This is a genomic window from Arcticibacterium sp. SM2516 (assembly GCF_057914865.1).
The window spans coordinates 1,564,178-1,585,104 of sequence record NZ_CP195290.1; the positions used below are offsets into that span (position 1 = coordinate 1,564,178).

A 20,927-nucleotide genomic window follows, 5' to 3' on the forward strand; every position below is an offset into this window, starting at 1 on the left:
TTAAATTCTAATTATTTAGGAACATTTTTCAGTTTGGCTTTTGCAATACTCACTGTTTCTGGATTGCCAGAGTTTTCTATAATAGAATTCAGCGTAGCTTTTGCCATGAAATAGTCTTTTTGACCCAAATAGGAATCGGCAATCAGTAAGAAAGCCTTTTCGTACCATACGACATAGTCACCGAAGACTTGGGCCAACTGCTGCATCTCTTTAATGGCATCTTCATATTTGCCACTGTCAAAAAGAATTTCACCAAGTAAATATTTAGCCTCTGCCCCATTAACATCTTTATCCATACCAATAACTTTATCAAACTGTGCTCTAGCCTGCGTAAAATCACGTCTTTTCATATGACATTTACCGATAAATAACTCCGCCTTATTTTTGATGCCTATTATCACCCCACCACCATCAGAAATAACTTCTTTGCAATACTTAATGGAATTCTCATAATCCCCCAAATAGTAATAAGATTGAAACAAACCTTCCCAAGCCGCGACTTGGTCTCTTTTATTATCACTTGAGCTTAATACGTTCTGATAATCCGAAACAGCATCTCTATAGTTTCCAGCTGCATACTCAATATCGGCAGCTCTAAACGCGGCCTTGCCAGCCCATTGAGCTTGACCATCTGAAACTACATCTTTAAAATAAGGAAGGGCACTAGCAGGGTCATTTGAAAAATAATATGCTTCTGCTATTAAGTATCTGGCTTCACCAACATTTGCGTTTGATGGATTACTCTGAATAAATCTTTTCAAAGCCGGGATGGCCGCCGCGTACTTCTCCGTATAATAGAGGTTTTTAGCGGCGTCATATTGCAGTGCTACCGCTGAAGAGCTTCCAGGATTATTTTTTTGGTATTCATCCGCTATGTCTGCAAAGTCTTCACTCCTACTGGTCAAGTTCATAATATCTCTTAAACCTATGAGTGCTTCATTAGAGGTTTCATGACTTCCGAAACGATTAATAAGGATTTTATAATCTGCCACTGCTTTATCATAATTCTGAACATTACCATAAGCAAGGGCTCTTTTTAACAATGCATACGGAACCAACACTGACCTTGGTCGTTTTCTGAGCATTTCAGATAGTGTAGTAATAGCCGTCAAATAATCATGTTTTTCCATTTCTAGGTTTCCTCTTTCAAACAAGGCGTCGTCTAATAATCTAGAATTGTCATAGACTCTTGCGAACTGGTCAAAAGCGGCTTGGGCTTCTGCTTTACGACCCATAAAATCTAAAGTAACCCCCTTTTGGAATAATGCGTAGTCTTTGTCTGAACGGTTGTTGTCAAGGGCTGAATTATAGCTTTTTAAAGCATTAGCGAAATCTTTACGAATTAAATAGCAATCGGCAACCCTTAAGAGTGCATCTTCTCTACTCTGCTGAGAATCTGCGGTACTGGAAGAAGCTAAGAAATCTTTGAAGTAATTGAGAGCTTGTGCATACTGTTCTTTGTTATAAGCCAGGTACCCAAGGCTATATAAACTCTTATTCCTTTGTTCTTTTGACCCAGACTGGGATACTTCTTTGTATAAAGCTTCCGCACCTGGTTTTTCAGCCGCAAAAGAAGCTTCTGCTTTCCAGAATTTAGCATTTTGAACAATGGTCTTATCTATAGGCTTGCTGATGGCCTTATCAAAATAGGTAATGGCTTTATCAAAAGACTCCGCATTATATTCTATGACCGCCTGTGCATAACATAGCTTTTGATACGCTTGATCTATTTTAATTGTTGTTCTTTTAAGGTTCTCAATGTAACCAATGGCCTTCTCATAATCATTGGTTTCAAAAAGTACCTCACTCATTAATTCGTTGGCCTCGTCAATATATTTGCCAGAAGGATAGTTCATCACATAATCTCTAAGAGAAGTTATGGCTGACTCTGTGTTGTTTTGTTCTAGTTGAACTTTTATATAATTGAAACTTGCTTCCTCTTTTATTTCTAGATCGAAATCGGTCTTTCTGGCAAAATCAAATGCCGCCATTGCGGCCGTCAAATCTCCAGAGTTTAAAGCTGAAATACCTAAATAATAAGCCGCCTGCTGCCCTAATTCATCTTCTCTATCTGCTATGATTTTAAAAACATCAATGGCCTTTTTATGCTGTTCTGTTTTATATAGACTGTATCCATGTCTAAAAGTTAACTGTGGGTCTACAGTACCCCTTCTTAAAACTTTAAATCTATCATAATACTGAGCGGCTCTTTCAAAATCATTTTTAAAGAACAGTACTTCAGCCGCTACCATACATATTTCATCCGTTTTACGTCCGTTTGGGCTTGCAATAATAGGCTCTGCATAGGCTAAAAGCTCATCATATTTTTCTTGTCGGTACAAAATCTGGGCTATCCAGTTAGGAACTTCAATTTTATAAGGATTTACATTCTCTACCCGGTGTAGATCTACTAGTGCATCATCAAAGTTTTCATTTTGGAAATTTATTACGGCAGCATAATAAGCGGCATTGATAGCATTTTCTGCCACCGTTCTTTTCACGTAATTAAATTCAACAAGTGCCTTATCAAAATCTTTTAGTTGATAATAGGAGATGCCCAACTTATATCTAAGTTCGTAAATGGCAATATTATCTTGTCTAAAGTCAATGGCCTTGGTGAGGTATTCAATGGCTTTAGCATAATCTCCTTTTTCGTAGAAATTTTCTCCTAGATCACTAAAGATTATTTTAGCCTTTGGATGTTCACTGTGATTCAGTACAAATCTGTGAACTTCAATATCCGCATCTGTGGCATTGGTATATAGTGCCGATACGGCAGAGTAATACTCGGCATTAGCGATATTGAATTGGTTCGGATTAAAAGACGTAGAGGATTTATCTACGTAAGTTTTAAATTCTTTTCTTGCTGCCGAATAAGCTTTTTTCTCGAAAAGTTCCACCCCTGTGTTATAGTGGGCTTCCGTTTCTGTATAACTAAGTGTGTTTTGAGAAAAAACTAAAGGCGAGTAAACGATACAAGAAAAAACAATCGAAAAGATTTTTTTCATCGAAAAGCGAATTCTGTGATAGTGTTAAAAACCAAATTTAGGAAAGATGTATCTCAATATGCAGCGTTTTGCGGTTTTAAGTTTTCTTTTAGAATATTACGCTTTTAACGTCGGGTTTTGCTTAAAATTGCAAAATTAATCTTTCAACGAATAAAAATCAACAATTCTCTATTTATGAAGCTCAGAAAGTACCTCTTTTATCTCCTTATTACCACTACTTTATTCTCATTCCACTCCCATGTTTTAGGTCAATCTAACACGGCAATTTCTTATGAATTAAGTATGCCTGAACCTGAAACACATTACTTTGAAGTAGGAATGACCATTAACAGTCCACTTACTAATTCCAGTTTGCTAGATAAAAAACATGTATTGGTTAAAATGCCCGTCTGGACCCCTGGTTCTTATTTAGTTAGGGAGTATGCTGGAAATGTAGAAAATTTTAAAGCTACCAACGAAAGCGGAAAGACCCTACCTTTTAAAAAGATAGACAAGAACACATGGCAGATTGATATTCAGAACTCCAAAGACGTCAAAGTTGATTATAAGGTTTATGCTAACGAATTGACGGTAAGAACCTCTTTCATTGACGCCAGTCATGGTTTTTTAAATGGGGCCAGCATATTTATGTTTGTTCCTGAGCTGATGAAAAAGGTCGCGGACTTAAAGATAAATCCTTATGAGAAATGGTCTACCATATCAACAGCTCTACCAGAGACAGCTAAAAACACTTTTGTTATTAAAGATTTTGACACTTTGGTGGATAGCCCAATTGAAATAGGAAACCACGAAGTTTTGGAGTTCGAGGCTCTTGGTATCCCACACAGAGTGGCCATGTATAGCTCTTCCCCTTTAAATTACGATAAGGCAAAACTGCTTAAGGATTATAAAAAATTGGTGGAAGCCGCCACATCAGTAGTTGGTGAAAACCCGCTGGATAATTATTTATTCATCATCCATCATCAACCAGGCATTGGCGGTGGTTTAGAGCATTTGTTTTCTTCTACTTGTCAGACTTCTACCTACGCATACAGTTCTGAAAAAGCATATGTTGCTCTTTTTAATTTATTGGCCCATGAATATTTTCACTTATGGAATGTAAAGAGAATACGCCCAGTAGCTCTTGGACCGTTCGATTATGAAAAAGAAAACTACACCCACATGTTATGGGTTGCAGAAGGTTTTACAAGCTTTTACGAAGAAATAATCCTGAAAAGGGCTGGAATGATTGGAGAAGAGGATATGCTTCAGGTTATTGCATCTGCAATTTCTACTGCCGAAAATACCCCAGGTAACAAGGTTCAATCTGCAACAGAAGCCTCTTGGGATGCTTGGATTAAATATTATAGACCCAATGAAAACGCAAACAATAGTAGAATTTCTTACTACGGAAAAGGGGGTGTATTGGCAGCTTTTTTGAATGCGAAAATTATTGCTAACAGCAAAGCAGAAAGGTCATTAGATGATGTCATGAAACTTTTATATCAGAAATATTATAAGGAATTAGGGAGAGGCTATACTGATGAAGAATTTCAGATGGCTGTGGAAGAGATTCATGGTGGAAAACTGGACTACTTCTTCCAGAAATACATTGCAGGAACAGAAACGCCTGATTATGATCAAATCTATAAAGGTGTGGGGCTTCAAATCACCGACGCAAAAGAAAATTCTGAACTTCCATATTTAGGTATTACAGATCGCAGCGGAGCCATTTATAGGTTAAGCAGCGATGGAAGTGCGTACCACTCGGGCTTAAATGTGGGTGACCAAATTATAAGCATTAATGGAAATAGCAACATCAATTTCGCCAATGCCTTGATTGGTAAAAAAGTAGGTGAAAAAATGACCGTAAAAGTGAATAGGAATGCAGAAGAATTCGAGTTTACTTTTGAGCTTCAAAAAGATCCTCGAAAATCATATTCTCTTGAAAAAATAAAGAAAATGAGTGCCGATCAAGCAAAAGCATACAGCAAATTTGTAGGTAACTAATTCCGAAAATACTTAAGAATGAAGGCTGTGTCATTTCGGATGATACAGCCTTTATACTTTTTAGCGTTTTCTTGAAAATTAATTATAGCCGAAAACAGTCCTTCAACCCGCTTTATTCATTAGAAAACCTCCCGATTTTATCGGGACCGTATCTAAATTACTTCCTATCGGCAAGCTCAGGCTAAGACAAATCATTTCACTTCCTCAGGCTCAGTGCAGGCGTAAACGCATTTAAACTCAATCACCAGAACCCTTCCACAATAGCTCAGGGTAAACCACTATGCTAATCTCGCTTAAATGTCTGATTTATGCCACTTTAAAACTCATTACAATTCAACAAGGCATAAACCTGGTTCAACATTAACCTCTGTTCAAGAGAAAAGCAATGGGGTTTTGGTGATAAGTATGGCACTATTTTGGTTTAATACTTACCAAAGCTTTATTTTTACTAAAATTTCCTAATAAAACGAATGTCTTACGCTACTACAGAAATTACTAGTGCAGAAATAATATCTGATAATCCAGTACATCAGAGGTTATACTTCCCTTATGAAGAGGCCGCCAAGGTGATCAACGGAAAAGTTTTAGAGCTAGGCTGTGGCTGGGGTCGTGGGGTTGAAAAGCTTATTTCAGCTTCTGAGCATTACACCGGATTAGATAAAAACAAAGAGCTGATAACGGCTCTACAAAAGAAATATCCGGACCATCATTTTAACACAGCTGATTTTCCTGATTTATCAGCATTTGAAGACAATACTTTTGACTTTGTTGTGACCTTTCAGGTCATAGAACATATCAATGACGACCATAAATTCTTAAAAGAAGCTCATAGAGTTCTTAAGCCAGGTGGTAAAATTATTTTAACCACCGTAAATAAAACATATAGTCTAAGTCGAAACCCTTGGCATATAAGAGAGTATCATACCAAGGAGTTGAGTAACTTAATGGCCAAATACTTCAAAACCGTTGACACTATGGGTGTTGGTGGAAATGACAAAGTTTGGCAATACTATGAAGAAAATAAAGTCTCTGTAAATAAGACCATGAAATGGGATGTGCTAGACCTTCAGCACAAGTTACCATCCTGGATGCTCAGAATTCCTTATGAGTTTATGAACAGAAGGAACAGAGAAAAACTAATGAGTCAAACCAATGGCTTGGCTGCAGAAATAAACTGGGACGATCATTTTTTATGTGTAGACCCAGACCAATGCATAGATTTCTACTTTATGGGCACTAAGTAATGCACTTATATCTGCATATTCCTTTTTGTAAGCAAGCCTGTCATTATTGCGATTTCCATTTCTCTACCAATACCTCTAAGAAAACAGATGTGGTGAACGCCATATGCAGGGAAATAGAACTACAAAAGGAATTCTTAAAAAGTAAAAGTTTACAGACAATATACTTCGGCGGTGGCACCCCTTCCCTACTCGATATTGGTGAATTGGAAATGATTTTCAAGCATATTAATAGCCAGTTTGAGATAGAGCGAAACGCTGAAATCACCTTAGAATGTAATCCTGACGATATCACTATTCCTAGATTAAAAGAATGGCTTTCTGTGGGCATTAACAGGCTTAGTATAGGTATTCAGAGTTTTAATAACGAACACCTTCATTTTCTGAACAGAGCACATCATGCAGCACATTCCGAAAAGTGCATTCATGATGCCCTTCGAGTAGGTTTTGAGAATTTAAGTATTGATTTAATTTACGCAATTCCATCGGAATCGAATGAAATCTGGAAGTCCGATCTTCATAAGGCTTTTAGTTTTGGGGTATCCCACATTTCTTCTTATTGTTTAACCATTGAGGAGAAAACTGTCTTTGGGAATAAAGTTAGGCAGAAAATCATGAAACCTATAGATGATGATTTTGCCTCCGACCAATTCAATATTCTGTTGGAAGAAATGGAAAAAAACAAGTTTGAACAATATGAAATTTCCAATTTTGCTAAGGATGGCAAATACGCTGTGCATAATACTTCATATTGGCAAGGTGACGAATATTTGGGCCTAGGGCCGTCCGCTCATTCCTTTAATGGAAATCAGAGATTTTGGAATGTTTCCAATAACGCTAAATATCTAAAATCCATAGCAGGGGGATTTGTTCCTTTTGAGTTTGAGAATCTATCTGCCAATGATAAAGCCAATGAATACCTTATGACTGGGCTAAGGACCAAATGGGGTGTAGATTTAAAAAAACTTAGAACATTGGTGTCTTTTGATGGTACTGATTTTAAAGATGCTACTGAAAAATTCAAGTCGAAAGGGCTTCTAATATCCATAAACGATACGCTCAAATTAACACAAGCTGGCAAGCTTAAAGCAGACTTTATAGCTTCCGAGCTTTTCTTTTAATAGCCTCTTCGGGTTAATTTCATCCAGATTGTAAGATTTTAAACAACATCCTTTCCTAGCATAATTATCTTTTCAATAACTAAGACTGTAACTAAGACTCGCTGAAATAATCCAAATATACTCCCCTGGGTCAAAGAGACTTTCTTGGTGAGCAATGGCCACGCCAATTCCCAAAATATTATTATTATTTTTTACTTTGAAATTTTTACTGACACCCAATTTTTGAGATTTCAGGCTAATAATAGGTTCGTTAGCAGTATCTAAACCAAATCTATTTATCTCTGGTGAAAAACCTACACCAGCCGTAACTGAAAAGTATTGGTCTCCATTAGCTCCATATTTTCTATAATTCAAAGTACCCGATTTACTTAGCCCCTCATTGGAAGGGATAAGGTAAGGCACAAAGTTGATAAAAGAATTTCCAAAATACTTCCCCAAAGAGCCGGTATAAATGGTGGTGTACTCTGTAAACTTTAATCTTCTAATTCCTATAGAAGCCTCGAAGCTCTTTGGTAAGGATTTGTATAGCTGAGCTCCATATTTCAAACCTGGAAAGATGGAAGAATTGGAAACACCGAAATTCATATAAGCATATAAACCCTCTCCGAGGCTAGGATAGGCATCTATTTCAAACTGAGTTCCTAGCTCGCCAAACTTCTTATTGACGTTTACTCGACCAGTTATGCTACCCCATTTCGTTTCTTTACCATAACCGAGGTAATAATAGGTCATTGGGTCATATATTTCTGTAAACCTATCTATTGAGATACCAATACTGATATTATTGGTGGCAAAATCTTCTTTTAGTCCCTGTAAAAACTCATTGGCCAATACATTATCTGGTTCTATTTTTAGAAACGCTTTTATAGTGATAAAGGCATCATTGAGTTTATAATTATTCTTTTCGGCCTTGGCTTTTAAAAGCGTAATATCAATATCGTTAGGAAATAGAACAAGTCCTTTCTTTGATAAATCAATGGCCGCCATGGCCTGTTCAGCCCAGACTTCATTTTTTATGGCAGCGACCCAGTAATCCTTTTCCTGCTCATTCTTTTCTATTAAAATCTGCAGCTCCTTTCTTGCCAACTTATATTCTTCTTCCCAGCCATAAACAGTTCCAAGAAACAATCTTACCTCATCATAATTTGGGTATTTGACCACTATATTCTTTAAGATTTTAATCGACAAGCTCCTTTTATCGTTAAAGGCAAACTCACGTGCTTTGGCGAATTCTGCATCTGGGTCAATACTCCCATCTTGGGCCATTAAGGTCATATAGCTTGACAGAAACAGGGATAGTATGACATAAATTCTAATCATTTTTTTGTTTCTCCATTATTGATGCAAATTCATCCTGAACAGCTTTTGCCATTTTAAGGGTTTCTGAATTCAATTTTTCATCATTTTTAAACCTACTCATTGAAACATTAGCCATCTGAAGAACGTCCTTCTTATTGGCAAAATTTACTTTAATTTTCTTATTAATCTCGTTAGCCAGTTCTGGTTTATCATTCCACCAATAAAGATCCAAAATAGCACTATAAGCATCAAAGTATAAAGGACTTCTATTAATCACATAAAGAAGTTCTTTTTGAGCTTTTTCAAATTCACCGTTCCAACCATAAACTCTCCCTTTAAGTGTTATCGCATCAAAATGATTGGGGTTTTTATGTATTATATAAGCTATAAGTGCATGAGCGTCTTCATATTTTTTTTCAAAAGCCATTTCTCTGGCAATGAAATATACCTGCTCAATGGTAAGATTTTGTCCCTTAGTATTATCGTCAATGACTTTTTGTTCTTCCTTGGTATACGCTAGCTTTTGAATTTTAGAAACAGAAGGATCTGCTGGTATTATTCTATTATTTAGGGTAACAAAACGATTAAGTTTTTTATAATAATTATACCGCTCTCCTACTTGCTTTCTTTTTTCGACCTTGTCTGTTTTTGACAGACTAAAGTCTTTATTTATCTCAAAAAAGCTATCCCCCGATAAATAATAATTATTAGAAATAAAGTCTTTAAAAGCTCCTTTGTACTGCATTAAGGGAATCTCATGATCATTTATAAAATCTATAGAAGAGCTAAGATTTGATCCAATCCAAGGTACATTTTCAGAAACTATGGCTTGGTAAGAATTCTTAAGCATGGTCATAATGCTTGGAGTAATATCCATGTGAGAGCTAATTCCCTTAAATTCTTGAGCTTTCTTTTGCATAGGGCTATAGACCATCAGCGGTACATGATACCGGCAGATATCATCTTTCTGTGGAACTGGAATTAGCCTATGGTCGCCGGTAATAATAAAGATTGTATTTTCATAATTCGGGCTACTTTCATACGATTTAAGAAAGCTTTCAATAGTAGCATCTGTATAAAGCAGACTGGAAAAAATATTGATATGCTCCGTAATGATTTTCTTTTGGGTTTGGCTATAGCCCTTATTATCCCTTATTTTTTCTGCCTTGGATTGATATAAATCTCGGTTTGGAAAATTAAACGGTTCGTGATTTGATATGCTTAAGATAACATCCAATCTCGGCTTAGCAATAGGTTCTAAAAGCGTTAGTGTTTTTTTATAGATTTCAGAATCTGGATAGCCCCAACTAAAACCATTCTCATCATCAGAAAACATATCGTAACCAGGACCAAAATTTTCTTTATCCAAAACAAAATCTACACCCTCATTTTGAAGATATTTTATCTTATTATCGAAATTAGAATCTCCTCCTTCAAAGTAAGAAGTTTGATAGCCGTTCTGTTTCATTAAAGCTATGAGCGAAAGATGATCTGGTATTTCTTCGAGTTCCAGAAAACCTTTATCTCCAAAAGGTGCAGAGCCCAAAATAGATGGCAAAGCACCAAAAGAACGTCCAGTGTTACTGACAAAATTGGACCAATAGAGTGATTTTTTAGAAAGGGAATCTAAAAAGGGTGTAAAACCTTCATACTGTCCTCCTGAGCCCGTAAAATCACTTCCTAAACCCTCTACCACTAATATCACGATATTGGGTTTAATATCCTTTAAGTTTAAGTAATCGCTTAAAACATCATTATTAATATTAAGGGGTTTCATTAAAGGATAACTGTTTGAATCTCCTTCCCAATTGGAAGAAACCTCTTCAGACTTTGACATTTGGTAATCCATAGAATCCTTAACAAAATACGAAAGATTAGTACCATATTGGGCTCCAATAGCTTTACCGAAGAATAAAAAAATAACTCCAAATAACAGTGGCCAAATTAAACTTGATTTGAAACCCAAATCTGAGAAATACAACTTAATGAGAAGTAGAAATAGGGCGAAGAAAAGCACAAATGGCCATAAATCCATCATATTGAAATCTGTGGATGTCTGAAGTATCATCAAAATATCTGAAAGCGTATAACCATATAAATCGCTACCCAAGGAAAGATTGGTAGTAGAGAAATACTTATTTAAACAAAGGTTGGCTAGAAGTAAAACGAATGCAAAGAGGATAATAATAGCATTGGCCAGGCCTTGACTAAAAGTCCTAATAAGTGCGTAAGGGATTAATAATACTAAGACGAAGAAACCACCCACTCCGAGATTTATAAAGACGGTCTGAATGGCTATCCATAAAATGCCACTTTCCATGGCCTGAATATTATATAAAAATGTATTTATGATATCACTTAAGGAAAGTAATATGCTGATTCCAAAACCTATTTTGAGAAGCTGTTTTAATCCAAATTTTTCTAAAATGTCATTCATGGTTTATTTTTTATGTCGTTTTCAATCCTTTTCTCGTCATTTCTCCCCAAGTGTGCTTCCCTTTTATCATGTCTATATGACCCAGTATGGCGGAGTAAACCAAAAAAGGATGATATATAAAGGGTTCTACTAAAGCACTGCCGACTAGTTTTATGATATCCATACTGCTTTTGTATTGGCAGTATGTAAATTCTTCTACATAAATGGCCATGAGACTAATGAAAATCACGAAGGCATATATCATCAAAGAAATGGCATAAAAGAACTCCCAATTTATCCAACCCATAAAGCCTGCCAGAATACAAAAAGCGAGTCCTAAAGTTTCAATAATTGGAGCTAAAAATTCAAAAAAGAACCAGTATGGATAGCTCAGCATTCCAATAACCCCATACTTAGGATTAAAAAACATAATTCTATGATACCATAAAGTTTCTATGGTACCTCTGGTCCATCTGTTTCTTTGCCTCCCTAGAATCTGAGTGCTTTCAGGAGCCTCTGTCCAGCATAAAGGATCAGGTATAAACTCTACCCTATAGGGTATTTTATGCTCTACCATATATCTTCTCATTCTCACCACCAGCTCCATATCCTCACCAACTGTGGTGGTGCTATATCCTCCAGCGGCAATAACAATGTCCTTATCGAACATGCCAAAAGCTCCAGAAATGAGCAAGAGACCATCCAAATTACCCCAAGCCACTCTTCCTAGCAGAAAAGCTCTGAGATACTCTAAAACCTGCATTCTAGCAATCCAGGACTTGGGTACAGTAATCTTTGTGATTGATCCGTTTTTTATCTCACAAGAATTTATAATTCTTATGACGCCACCAGTGGCTATTACCTTCTCTTTGTACGAAAGAAATGGTTTAACGAGCTTTAAAAGCGAATCCTGCTCCAATATACAGTCCACATCTATACAGGCCACATATTTACTACTAGAGACATTAATTCCGGTGTTCAAGGCATCGGACTTTCCGCCGTTTACCTTATCTATGAGCAAAAGGTTTTTAAATTCAGGCAGACTAGACCTATAAATACCTCTTATTTCTTTTGAAGGTATTGGAGTACGAATTTCCATTTCGATTTTCTCCATTTTATATGCTTTTGTGGCCTTTAACAACGTATCGTCGGAACTGCCATCATTTACTATTATAACCTCAAAGTTGGCATAGTGCAGCGATACTAAAGATCTAATATTTTCAACTATGGTCAGGCCTTCGTTATAAGCTGGTGCTATTAATGAAATAGCTGGCACTTGTACATTAGGCAACAATTCGATATAATCGGTATGTTTGCTTGTTTTTAGATATTTCCTAAGGGTAAAAATCGATATTAAACCCAACAGTATATACGAAGCCATTAGCACCGCAGAATAGACCACCAAGGTGTTTTGAACAAAATGGGATATATGTTGGAGAGTATTTTCCATTATCCAACCAGCTTTATGCTTTGATTAAGCGAATAGGGAAATACCTTTTGCGTTCTTAGTTTTGCATAATTTCGCTCTATTTTTAGTTTACTGATGGCATTGATAGAGAAAACTCTAATATCATCTACACTAGAAGTAGCACATTTTATCAGAAGGTCCACATTCATTTCGCCCTCAAATTTTTCTAAAAGAATTAGGATCTCTTTTTTTACGATTTCCGGCTGCCACAGATACTTTCTCGTTAATTCCTCAATGGATTCTTTCGCTTCAAGCTCTGTCAAAGTTCTTAATGCCTCTATTTTCAATTCATCGTCCCCAAAAAAAGAAAGTATTTCTATTAATTCCGGAATTTCAGCATGAACGCGAGCAAAAGCCACGAGTCTACAGCCAAAAAACGCATGACTTCCACCATTTTTTAACCAAATAGATAATGGAGGGACATCGATGAAGTTTTTTTCTTTTAATACATTCACTATTTTAATTTGAAACCAATCCGAAATATATGTATTAGCCTTATGAAGCTCTTTCAAACCTTCTTTGGGATCTTGTTTTATCAAAAATTCAATGAAATGATTTTTCATATCAGCATCCTTTTGTTTTCGTAAAACTTCCTTAACCTCCGTTAAGACTACGGTTGCGTTCATTTGTGATAACTCCAAAAGCCCTTCTATTATCTTATATTTATTTTTACTTCTAATCTTAGCAAGGCAAATGAGATGAAAGTTTTTCTCTATAAAATACCCCTCTAAAAAAGTGGCCAATTCGCCTTTGACACTTTTATGAAGATTAATAATCTCTTCTAAAAGAACCTGTTTTTTATAGTCGCTACTTAAAAAATACTTTTCCAATTTCCATGTCTTATAACTCAATTCGTCTTCAAAGACCAGTTCACTTATAAATTCTTGACATGCCAGTAAGACGCGGTTTCTTACTTTAATTCTAATAGACTTAGTCTTTCTACTTATCATTACGATCACAAAAAATCCTACGCTTATGAGAAACAACAGCGTGCTAGTGAAATAGAGTAATTCTATGTCGCTTATGTCAAAGTAGTTTAAGTTTTTCACTTTTATTTATAGCATATCATACCTGAGACCTCCGACCAATAAACATTTTATTTATCCTAATAATAAGTTCATTGGGGCTGAAGGGTTTTGTAATAAAATCATCTGCTCCTAGTTCAAAAGCCTCTAAAACCGTTTTCTCTAATCCAGCCGAACTCAAAACAATAATAGGCAGGCTTTGATTATTCATGATATTCCTCACATGACTAACTATTTCTAATCCATTAATAAACGGCATCATTATATCCGTCACAATGAGGTCTGGTACATTAGATTTCAAATACTCTATGGCATCGTATCCATTCTTACAAGAATCAATCTCGAAACCACTTTTCTCCAATTTATACTCTAATGTTCTTAGAAGTAGGGCGTCGTCTTCAACCAACATTATCTTCATATTTTATTTATTTTTTGCCTTTTAGGCGTAATAATGTTCCAATTCACTCTCCAAGCACACTTTTGTTTCTAAATAAATACCCTCCAGTTTGAAATACATATTTTCAAGTGTTGTGAGATCATCTATTCCATTCAGTTCGAATTGTTTCAAAAGTGACTGGTCTTCAATACCCATCACATAAAAAGAAGATTTTAGCCTATGAGCCACAGCACTAATTTCTTTCAAATCCAATAATCTTATGGCGTTTAATAATTCTTTTAAACTCTCTGGAATATGGACCAAAGATGTGTTAATAATTTCCTTTTCAAATTCTTTATTTCCTTCTGCCATCGTTCTTAGGTAATTAAGATCATAGGTAGCTTTAGCCGTATTTATCTTTGAATTCATATCTCTATATTTTGTAAGTGCTAAAATTTTATCATACAGTTCTTCCTGCTTGAAAGGTTTTGGAAGATAATCGTTCATTCCTACCCGAATGCACTTCTCCTTTTCTCCCACCAATGAATGTGCGGTCATGGCTATGATTGGAATTTCCAATCTTAGCACATTTCTGATATGCTGTGTAGTCTGATATCCATCCATTTCGGGCATTTGAAGATCCATCAGGATTAAATCAAACGTTTCGCTTTCGAGTATGTCTGCGGCTTTTCGACCATTGCAAGCCATCTTAGCATTGAAGCCTTGCTTTTCCAGTACTTTCATAGCCAGTTTCTGATTCAAAATGTTGTCTTCCACCAAAAGAATCTTCAAGCCCGAATGTTGTAAAATTGATTTCTTAACGACTGGTTTTATAATTTCTTCTTGTTTTCTATTTTTAAACGGAATATTAAACCCGAAGCATGAACCAACACCCTCTTCACTTTTGACCAAAAATGTTCCATTTTGTAGTTCTACAAGGGATTTAGAAATACTTAAACCTAGGCCCGTTCCTCCATATTTTCTTGTCGTATTGGTGTTTGCTTGGGTGAACCTTTCAAAAATTATCTCAATTTTATCCGCTGGAATCCCAATACCAGAGTCCAGAATATTAAATTGAATCTCTTGAAAGTCATTTTCAACTTTAGTTACAAAAACTTCTATCTTAATAAACCCAGACTCCGTAAACTTAATAGCGTTACTGATTAAATTGGTCAGAATTTGATTTAGTCTTGTTGGATCTCCAAGCACAAATCTAGGTGTTTTCGTATCCAATTCAACTTTAAAACTTAGTCCTTTTTCTTCTGCATTTCTTTTAAGTACTCGCTCTACATTGCCTAATTGTTCCAACAAATCAAACTCTACACTTTCTATACTTATTTGACCAGATTCAATCTTGGAAAAATCTAAGATATCGTTAATGATATTCAGCAAATTAGAAGATGCCGTATTTATTGATTTTAAATAGTCTTTCTGTTCTTCATCTAGCCTGGTATCATTTAGGAGTGTACCAAAACCCGTAATGGCGTTCATTGGAGTCCTAATTTCATGGCTCATGTTGGCCAAGAAAAGATCCTTCATTTTAGCATTGAATTCTGCGAGTTTCTTTGATTCATTTAAGTCTCGCTCAAGCTCTATCCTATCCGTGATGTCCATGACAGTTCCAAGCACATACTCATCTCCTTTTACAGACTCCACCACCACATTATTATACATCCAAGTAATTTCCTTACCACTATAGTTGACCACCTGCATAAGGCCTTTAGATTTGCCATTTTCGGCAAGTTCTTTTAAATAAAAGGGGAAGCTTACTTTGGACTTTATAGGGACTATATCAATAATGTTTTTTTTCAGTATTTCTGCCTTAGAAAAGCCAATTAGCTGTGCTCCTATCGTGTTTATTGACATAAAGTTTCCGTTCATGTCATGGGTATACATTACCACGTTGGAGTTGTCAAAGAAAATTCTATATCTCTTCTCGTTTTCAAGTATTTTTTTCTCCCATAAGTTCTTTTCTGTGATATCTACGGCCACACTTAAGTATCCCACGATCTCCTCTTTACTATCTTTAATAGGTGTTACAGATACCTTTACATCAATTTTTTCATTATCTCTTCTTATATAAGAGTACTCGCCATTATCGGGTAAACCGAGTTTTGATCTTAACCTAAAGCTATCTATACCGGGATTCACTTTAAATCCAAATTCTTTGGAATTCTCTTTGGCTTGTTGTTCTAATTCTTTTTGATCATAAAAAATAATTGGCGTATAAATACCTACCAATTCTTTAGCGGTATAGCCTAGTAAAATCTCCGATCCTGAATTAAAATGAGTGATTCTCCCGTTCAGGTCTGTAGCTATTATAGAAGTTTCGGTGCTGGCATTCAGAACCGCCTCCATTCGGGTATTAATGGCTTCTAAAGCCAAACTGTTCTTCTTATCTCTAGTGATATCTTGGAAAGTACCTGTAATTTTTACGCATTGCCCATTTTCAAAATTTGGATTACCTATCGTTCTTACCCATTTTTCATTACCCTTAAATGTGATTATCTCAAGCTCAACGTCAAAGGATTCGCCGAATACTAAAGCTTTCTTGAACGCTCCAGATATTTTATCCAAACTCTCGCCTTCTTTATAGAAACCAAGGCCTTCTGCTAAGTTAGGCTTATAATTCGCTCCTACTTCATGAATTTCTTCGGTGATAGAGGTCCAGTATAATTCCTCGGTTAAAGCATCAAACTCCCAGCCTCCAATTTTGGCAACCTTGTTGGTTTTTTCCAGCATTTTATTAGCTCGAACGAGTTCAACTTTGGTTTCTTCAAGCCTAGTAATATCTCTTCCTATACCATAGAGTAAACCATTTGAAAAATCTATACTTACTACCCATTCCGTTTTACTATAAGCCCCTGATTTCTGTTTCAATCTTAACTTGAGATCAACACTTTTAGTACTCCTATTAAAGGTTTTAATGACGCTTGTTACCTCCTTAACATCGTCAGGATGTATAAAATCTATACATTGGGTTTTCAAGATATCTGCTTCAGACCATCGTAATGTTCTTCTAAAAGCTGGGTTTATTTTTTTAAAAAAACCGTCCATTCCAGCTACACAAACCATTTCAGAAGAAATATGGAACACATTTTCGTAAAAATAAAGGTTAGAGTACTCATAACACTCATTTATAATACTGCCAAGCAGATCCAGCTCGATTTGTATCAAATTTGGGACTGGCTCCTTATCCTCAGCTTTTAAGAAAACTAAAAGGTTACCCAAGTTTTTTCCTTGAGGATCTTTCAGAGGTATGGTTGTTATACTTTCAATTGAAACATCCGGATTGACCAAATCTATTTGTTTGAAAAAGTCCTCAGCGTCTTTTCTATTTAGTCTAGAGAGCGATTTTTGTTCTGGTGTTAATCTGGAATAGTCTAAATTCTCCATTTTAGCACTATCCAATTTTTTGGTTTTTGAATAAAATCGTTTCTTTTTAGATAAGATTGAACGCACCATTAGTCCCTCGCACAATATTTTTTGCATGATTATTTCCATCATTTTAATCATGTTACTATCAAACGTTGCTTTTCTTTTAGACATATTAGGATTTATCTATCATTAAAAAATGACCATGAAGAATAGAGCTTCTGAATTTAATTCTTCCGTATTATACACGATGAAAACCTCAAATTTTATGCCATTCAGATACATAACATAGACTATGCTGGCATTATATATCTTAACTGAACCATTGACTATATGAATTATGAAAATATTTCAAAAACCTTAAAGAAAATTTCATAAATAACGTTTTGGCGAATACGTAATTTCTTTAGGGGCGTTTAAACAAAAAGCCTGAGAGCAAATGCTCACAGGCTTTAAAGATTTCCTTAGTCTTAAATAAAGGGCAGGATGATTGATTTTTTAATTATACTTCGGTAGCACAGATTTCGTCATAAACCATTCCTAAGTGCTGTGCTATCATTTCAGCAGAACGACCTTCAATGTGATGTCTTTCTACAAAATGAGCCAACTCACCATCCTTATAAAGGGCTATAGATGGAGAAGATGGAGGCATTGGAATGTGATCACGCATACGCTGAGTAGCTTCCGTATCAAAACCAGCGAAAACAGTTACCAATTGGTCTGGCTTATGCTCAGCATTAGCTAAAGAAGCTAATACTCCTGGACGACAAGTTCCAGCAGCACATCCACATACCGAATTAATAACGATCAATGCCGTACCTTTTTGATTTTCTATAAAATTATCTACGTCTGCAGCAGTAAGAAGCTCTGTAAAACCAGCGTCTGTAAGCTGGGCTTTCATAGGTGCTACTAAATGAGGAGGATACATATCTATTTAATTTAATTGTTCAAATTTGATTCTAAATTCTTTACATGAAGCCTAGCTCCAGTTTCGCCACTTCAGACATCATGTCTTGACTATATGGCGGGTCAAAAGTAAGCTCTATAGTTACATCACTTACGCCTTCCACTTCTCTCACTTTTTGCTCAATTTCTGCTGGAATTGCTTCTGCAGAGGGGCAAGAAGGTGAAGTTAAAGTCATTAGAATGTAAACATTATTTACTGGGAAAATTTTGATTTCATATATTAAACCCAGTTCAAACACATCCACAGGTATCTCTGGGTCATAAACCTCTTTTATGGCCTCTAATACCTTTTCTTTTAAATCTGTTTCTACTTCTGTCATAACTTTAATTCTTGGCTTGTATATGCCAAAGCATACATTTTCATTTGTTTAACCATTGACGCTAGTCCATTTGACCTTGTCTGAGCTAAATGACCAGCTAATCCCACTTTTTCAATAAAATATAAATCGCTATTTAAAATCTCTTCTGCCTTATGTCCAGATAAAACTTTTAATAACATGCTCACTAATCCTTTCACTATTATGGCTTGACTATCTGCCTGAAAAAACACTTTATCTCCTTCTGCATAAGCATGAAGCCAAACCAAGGATTGACAACCCTTAATAATATTGTCGTCCGTTTTAAGCTCATCTGGCATCACGGGAAGTGTTTTACCAAGGTCTATGATATACTCATATTTGCCTTCCCAGTCGTCAAAAAGTTCAAAATCTTCAATTATTTCTTCTTGTATTTCTTTTATCGTCATCCTCTATCTATCCTTATTTTTAGCGTCTCTTTACAAAATTACAATAAAAAACGTTTCGCTTTTTCAATTCCAGAGACCAATCTATCTATCTCTTCCTCTGTGTTATAAACCGCAAAAGAGGCTCTTGAAGTTCCTACCAAGCCAAAACGCTGCATGAGAGGCTGTGTGCAGTGATGTCCCGTTCTTATCGCTATGCCTTGCTGATCTAACAATACTCCAATGTCTTGGGGATGAATGCCCTCCATCACAAAAGAAAGCACACTCACTTTTTTCTTGGCCTTTCCAATTATTCTTAAACCAGATATAGCTTCAAGTTTACCTGTAGCGTATTGTAATAACTGATTTTCGTAAGCTGCAATATTTTTCTTACCCAAGGCATTAACATAGTCTATGGCAGCAGTAATGCCTATTACATCAGCAATATTAGGCGTTCCGGCTTCAAATTTATACGGAAGTTCATTATAAGTGGTTTTTTCAAAAGAAACATCTTTAATCATCTCCCCACCCCCACGCCAAGGTGGCATTTTATCTAAAAGCTCTCTTTTACCATAAAGTGCTCCCATTCCTGTTGGTCCGTACAATTTATGAGCCGAAAAACATAAGAAATCTACATCTAAAGCCTGCACATCAATATCTATATGTGAAACCGCCTGAGCTGCGTCCACCACAGTTACAGCCCCTACTTTATGAGCTTCTTCTATAATTTCTTTAATGGGATTTATGGTTCCTAAAGCATTAGAAGCATAAACCACAGAAACTATCTTTGTCTTTTCATTTAAGAGACTCTGGTAGGCTTCAAAATCTATATCGCCATCATCATTAATAGGAATCACTTTTAGCAAACAGCCATTTTCTTCACAAAGCATTTGCCATGGTACTATATTAGAGTGGTGCTCCATAGTACTGATAATAATTTCATCGCCTTCCTTAAGAAACTTGCGTCCGTAAGTTTGAGAAATCAGGTTAATACCATCAGTAGTACCGTATGTAAATATAATTTCGTCCGTACTTTCAGCATTTAAAAACTCTTTTATCGTCTTTCTGGACAATTCAAAAGCCGCGGTTGCCTTCTCCGCAAGATGATGAATGCCTCTATGTATATTAGCATTATAGCCTTTATAATATCCGCTTAAAGCATCTATAACCACATTTGGCTTTTGGGTCGTGGCCGCATTATCAAAATAAACTAGCTTTTTCCCATTAACCTCTTGGTCTAAAATTGGAAAATCTGCTCTTATTTTATCTATATCCAGATTAGTCAAAACGTGTATTTCTTTGTTCTCTCTAGCAACAACACCATGATTCAATAAGTTTGGAAAAATTCTAAATAATTTATTTCTTGGAATTCCTTTATTTTGTGTCAAAATTTAAGTCATGTCAAATTTCAAAAAAGCTTTTGTAGAACAGTGCATTTTCCGAATGGAAGAAAACCCTCCAAGGATAAAGAAATGCCTCGATTTACTAAGCGAAACAGAGGTTTGGAAGAAACCAAGCTATGCCTCTAACAGCATGGGAAATTTGATACTTCACCTGTGTGGGAATGTTAGGCAGTATGCCATTTCATCTTTGGGAAATCGAAACGACCAAAGACATAGAGATGAAGAATTTGAGACGATTGGAGGATATTCAAAAAGTGAACTCTATTTAAAATTTGAAAACACCATAACAGAAGCCGTAAAAATAGTAGAGAACCTTTCCGAAGAAGCATGGCTGAAAGAAAGACAGGTGCAGGGTTTTACTTTTTCCGGAATTGGTATTTTAATTCATGTTGTAGAGCACCTCTCCTACCATACGGGGCAAATTGCCTTTTATACCAAATTATCAAAAGACCAACAGTTAGGTTTTTACGAAGACATGGATCTAAATATTAAGAATGAAAACGATTGAGCCGTATATTT

The 20,927-nt window shown here is 35.9% G+C and carries 15 protein-coding genes; 4 read left to right on the forward strand and 11 right to left on the reverse strand.

The annotated features are described in order from the left end of the window. Nucleotides 1–11: 11 nt before the first annotated feature. On the reverse strand, nt 12–3,008 hold the full coding sequence (locus ACSBFT_RS06480; RefSeq protein ID WP_489603968.1) for a tetratricopeptide repeat protein: 2,997 nt from the start codon (nt 3,006–3,008) through the stop codon (nt 12–14). A gap of 174 nt (nt 3,009–3,182) precedes the next feature. Between ACSBFT_RS06480 and ACSBFT_RS06485 the strand changes: the two genes are divergently transcribed. From ACSBFT_RS06485 to hemW, 3 genes are all read left to right on the forward strand, one after another. Further along, nucleotides 3,183–4,997, forward strand: coding sequence for a M61 family metallopeptidase (locus tag ACSBFT_RS06485; protein ID WP_489603969.1), 1,815 nt, complete (start codon nt 3,183–3,185; stop codon nt 4,995–4,997). Between the two features lie 470 nt (nt 4,998–5,467). Beyond that, nucleotides 5,468–6,241 carry a class I SAM-dependent methyltransferase gene (locus ACSBFT_RS06490; protein ID WP_463046223.1) on the forward strand — a complete coding sequence of 258 codons (774 nt, stop codon included), beginning with the start codon at nt 5,468–5,470 and terminating at the stop codon, nt 6,239–6,241. Continuing rightward, entirely contained in the window at nt 6,241–7,359 is a 1,119-nt protein-coding gene (gene hemW, locus ACSBFT_RS06495; RefSeq protein WP_489603970.1) for a radical SAM family heme chaperone HemW, read from the forward strand. The genes ACSBFT_RS06490 and hemW overlap by 1 nt, the downstream gene beginning before the upstream one ends. Before the next feature lie 72 nt (nt 7,360–7,431). Here the strand turns inward: hemW and ACSBFT_RS06500 are convergent, their stop codons facing one another. From ACSBFT_RS06500 to ACSBFT_RS06545, 10 genes are all read right to left on the reverse strand, one after another. Then, nucleotides 7,432–8,679 carry a YaiO family outer membrane beta-barrel protein gene (locus tag ACSBFT_RS06500; protein ID WP_463046221.1) on the reverse strand — a complete coding sequence of 416 codons (1,248 nt, stop codon included), beginning with the start codon at nt 8,677–8,679 and terminating at the stop codon, nt 7,432–7,434. Beyond that, complete coding sequence (locus ACSBFT_RS06505; protein WP_489603971.1) at nt 8,672–11,095, reverse strand: sulfatase-like hydrolase/transferase; 2,424 nt, start codon at nt 11,093–11,095, stop codon at nt 8,672–8,674. Before ACSBFT_RS06505 ends, ACSBFT_RS06500 begins: the two co-directional genes overlap by 8 nt. Nucleotides 11,096–11,105: 10 nt before the next feature. Further along, nucleotides 11,106–12,524 carry a glycosyltransferase family 2 protein gene (locus ACSBFT_RS06510; protein WP_489603972.1) on the reverse strand — a complete coding sequence of 473 codons (1,419 nt, stop codon included), beginning with the start codon at nt 12,522–12,524 and terminating at the stop codon, nt 11,106–11,108. Continuing rightward, nucleotides 12,524–13,591 carry a hypothetical protein gene (locus ACSBFT_RS06515; RefSeq protein WP_463046218.1) on the reverse strand — a complete coding sequence of 356 codons (1,068 nt, stop codon included), beginning with the start codon at nt 13,589–13,591 and terminating at the stop codon, nt 12,524–12,526. Before ACSBFT_RS06515 ends, ACSBFT_RS06510 begins: the two co-directional genes overlap by 1 nt. Before the next feature lie 16 nt (nt 13,592–13,607). Beyond that, complete coding sequence (locus ACSBFT_RS06520) at nt 13,608–13,985, reverse strand: response regulator (protein ID WP_489603973.1); 378 nt, start codon at nt 13,983–13,985, stop codon at nt 13,608–13,610. 21 nt (nt 13,986–14,006) lie between these two features. Further along, on the reverse strand, nt 14,007–17,435 hold the full coding sequence (locus tag ACSBFT_RS06525) for a PAS domain-containing hybrid sensor histidine kinase/response regulator (RefSeq protein ID WP_489603974.1): 3,429 nt from the start codon (nt 17,433–17,435) through the stop codon (nt 14,007–14,009). 385 nt (nt 17,436–17,820) lie between these two features. After that, nucleotides 17,821–18,246, reverse strand: coding sequence for a BrxA/BrxB family bacilliredoxin (locus tag ACSBFT_RS06530; protein ID WP_463046182.1), 426 nt, complete (start codon nt 18,244–18,246; stop codon nt 17,821–17,823). A 40-nt stretch (nt 18,247–18,286) separates the two neighbouring features. Further along, nucleotides 18,287–18,604 carry a DUF59 domain-containing protein gene (locus tag ACSBFT_RS06535; protein WP_463046183.1) on the reverse strand — a complete coding sequence of 106 codons (318 nt, stop codon included), beginning with the start codon at nt 18,602–18,604 and terminating at the stop codon, nt 18,287–18,289. Next, nucleotides 18,601–19,029, reverse strand: coding sequence for a SufE family protein (locus ACSBFT_RS06540; protein WP_463046184.1), 429 nt, complete (start codon nt 19,027–19,029; stop codon nt 18,601–18,603). The genes ACSBFT_RS06535 and ACSBFT_RS06540 overlap by 4 nt, the downstream gene beginning before the upstream one ends. A 38-nt stretch (nt 19,030–19,067) precedes the next feature. Then, nucleotides 19,068–20,291 (reverse strand): SufS family cysteine desulfurase, encoded by a 1,224-nt coding sequence (locus tag ACSBFT_RS06545; protein WP_489604826.1) that lies wholly within the window; start codon nt 20,289–20,291, stop codon nt 19,068–19,070. Nucleotides 20,292–20,403: 112 nt separating this feature from the next. Here ACSBFT_RS06545 and ACSBFT_RS06550 point away from each other — a divergent pair, with 112 nt between their 5' ends. After that, the gene (locus ACSBFT_RS06550) at nt 20,404–20,916 is read left to right on the forward strand and encodes a DinB family protein (protein WP_463046185.1); all 513 of its coding nucleotides are present in this window, start codon (nt 20,404–20,406) and stop codon (nt 20,914–20,916) included. Nucleotides 20,917–20,927: the final 11 nt, after the last annotated feature.

Bases quoted from the DNA above. Each gene is read 5' to 3' on its own strand.
- ACSBFT_RS06490 (WP_463046223.1), top strand. From the start codon at position 5,468: ATGTCTTACGCTACTACAGAAATTACTAGTGCAGAAATAATATCTGAT.
- ACSBFT_RS06550 (WP_463046185.1), top strand. From the start codon at position 20,404: ATGTCAAATTTCAAAAAAGCTTTTGTAGAACAGTGCATTTTCCGAATG.
- ACSBFT_RS06525 (WP_489603974.1), bottom strand. From the start codon at position 17,435: ATGCAAAAAATATTGTGCGAGGGACTAATGGTGCGTTCAATCTTATCT.
- ACSBFT_RS06485 (WP_489603969.1), top strand. From the start codon at position 3,183: ATGAAGCTCAGAAAGTACCTCTTTTATCTCCTTATTACCACTACTTTA.
- ACSBFT_RS06500 (WP_463046221.1), bottom strand. From the start codon at position 8,679: ATGATTAGAATTTATGTCATACTATCCCTGTTTCTGTCAAGCTATATG.
- ACSBFT_RS06530 (WP_463046182.1), bottom strand. From the start codon at position 18,246: ATGTATCCTCCTCATTTAGTAGCACCTATGAAAGCCCAGCTTACAGAC.
- hemW (WP_489603970.1), top strand. From the start codon at position 6,241: ATGCACTTATATCTGCATATTCCTTTTTGTAAGCAAGCCTGTCATTAT.
- ACSBFT_RS06520 (WP_489603973.1), bottom strand. From the start codon at position 13,985: ATGAAGATAATGTTGGTTGAAGACGACGCCCTACTTCTAAGAACATTA.
- ACSBFT_RS06540 (WP_463046184.1), bottom strand. From the start codon at position 19,029: ATGACGATAAAAGAAATACAAGAAGAAATAATTGAAGATTTTGAACTT.
- ACSBFT_RS06480 (WP_489603968.1), bottom strand. From the start codon at position 3,008: ATGAAAAAAATCTTTTCGATTGTTTTTTCTTGTATCGTTTACTCGCCT.
- ACSBFT_RS06510 (WP_489603972.1), bottom strand. From the start codon at position 12,524: ATGGAAAATACTCTCCAACATATATCCCATTTTGTTCAAAACACCTTG.
- ACSBFT_RS06535 (WP_463046183.1), bottom strand. From the start codon at position 18,604: ATGACAGAAGTAGAAACAGATTTAAAAGAAAAGGTATTAGAGGCCATA.
- ACSBFT_RS06505 (WP_489603971.1), bottom strand. From the start codon at position 11,095: ATGAATGACATTTTAGAAAAATTTGGATTAAAACAGCTTCTCAAAATA.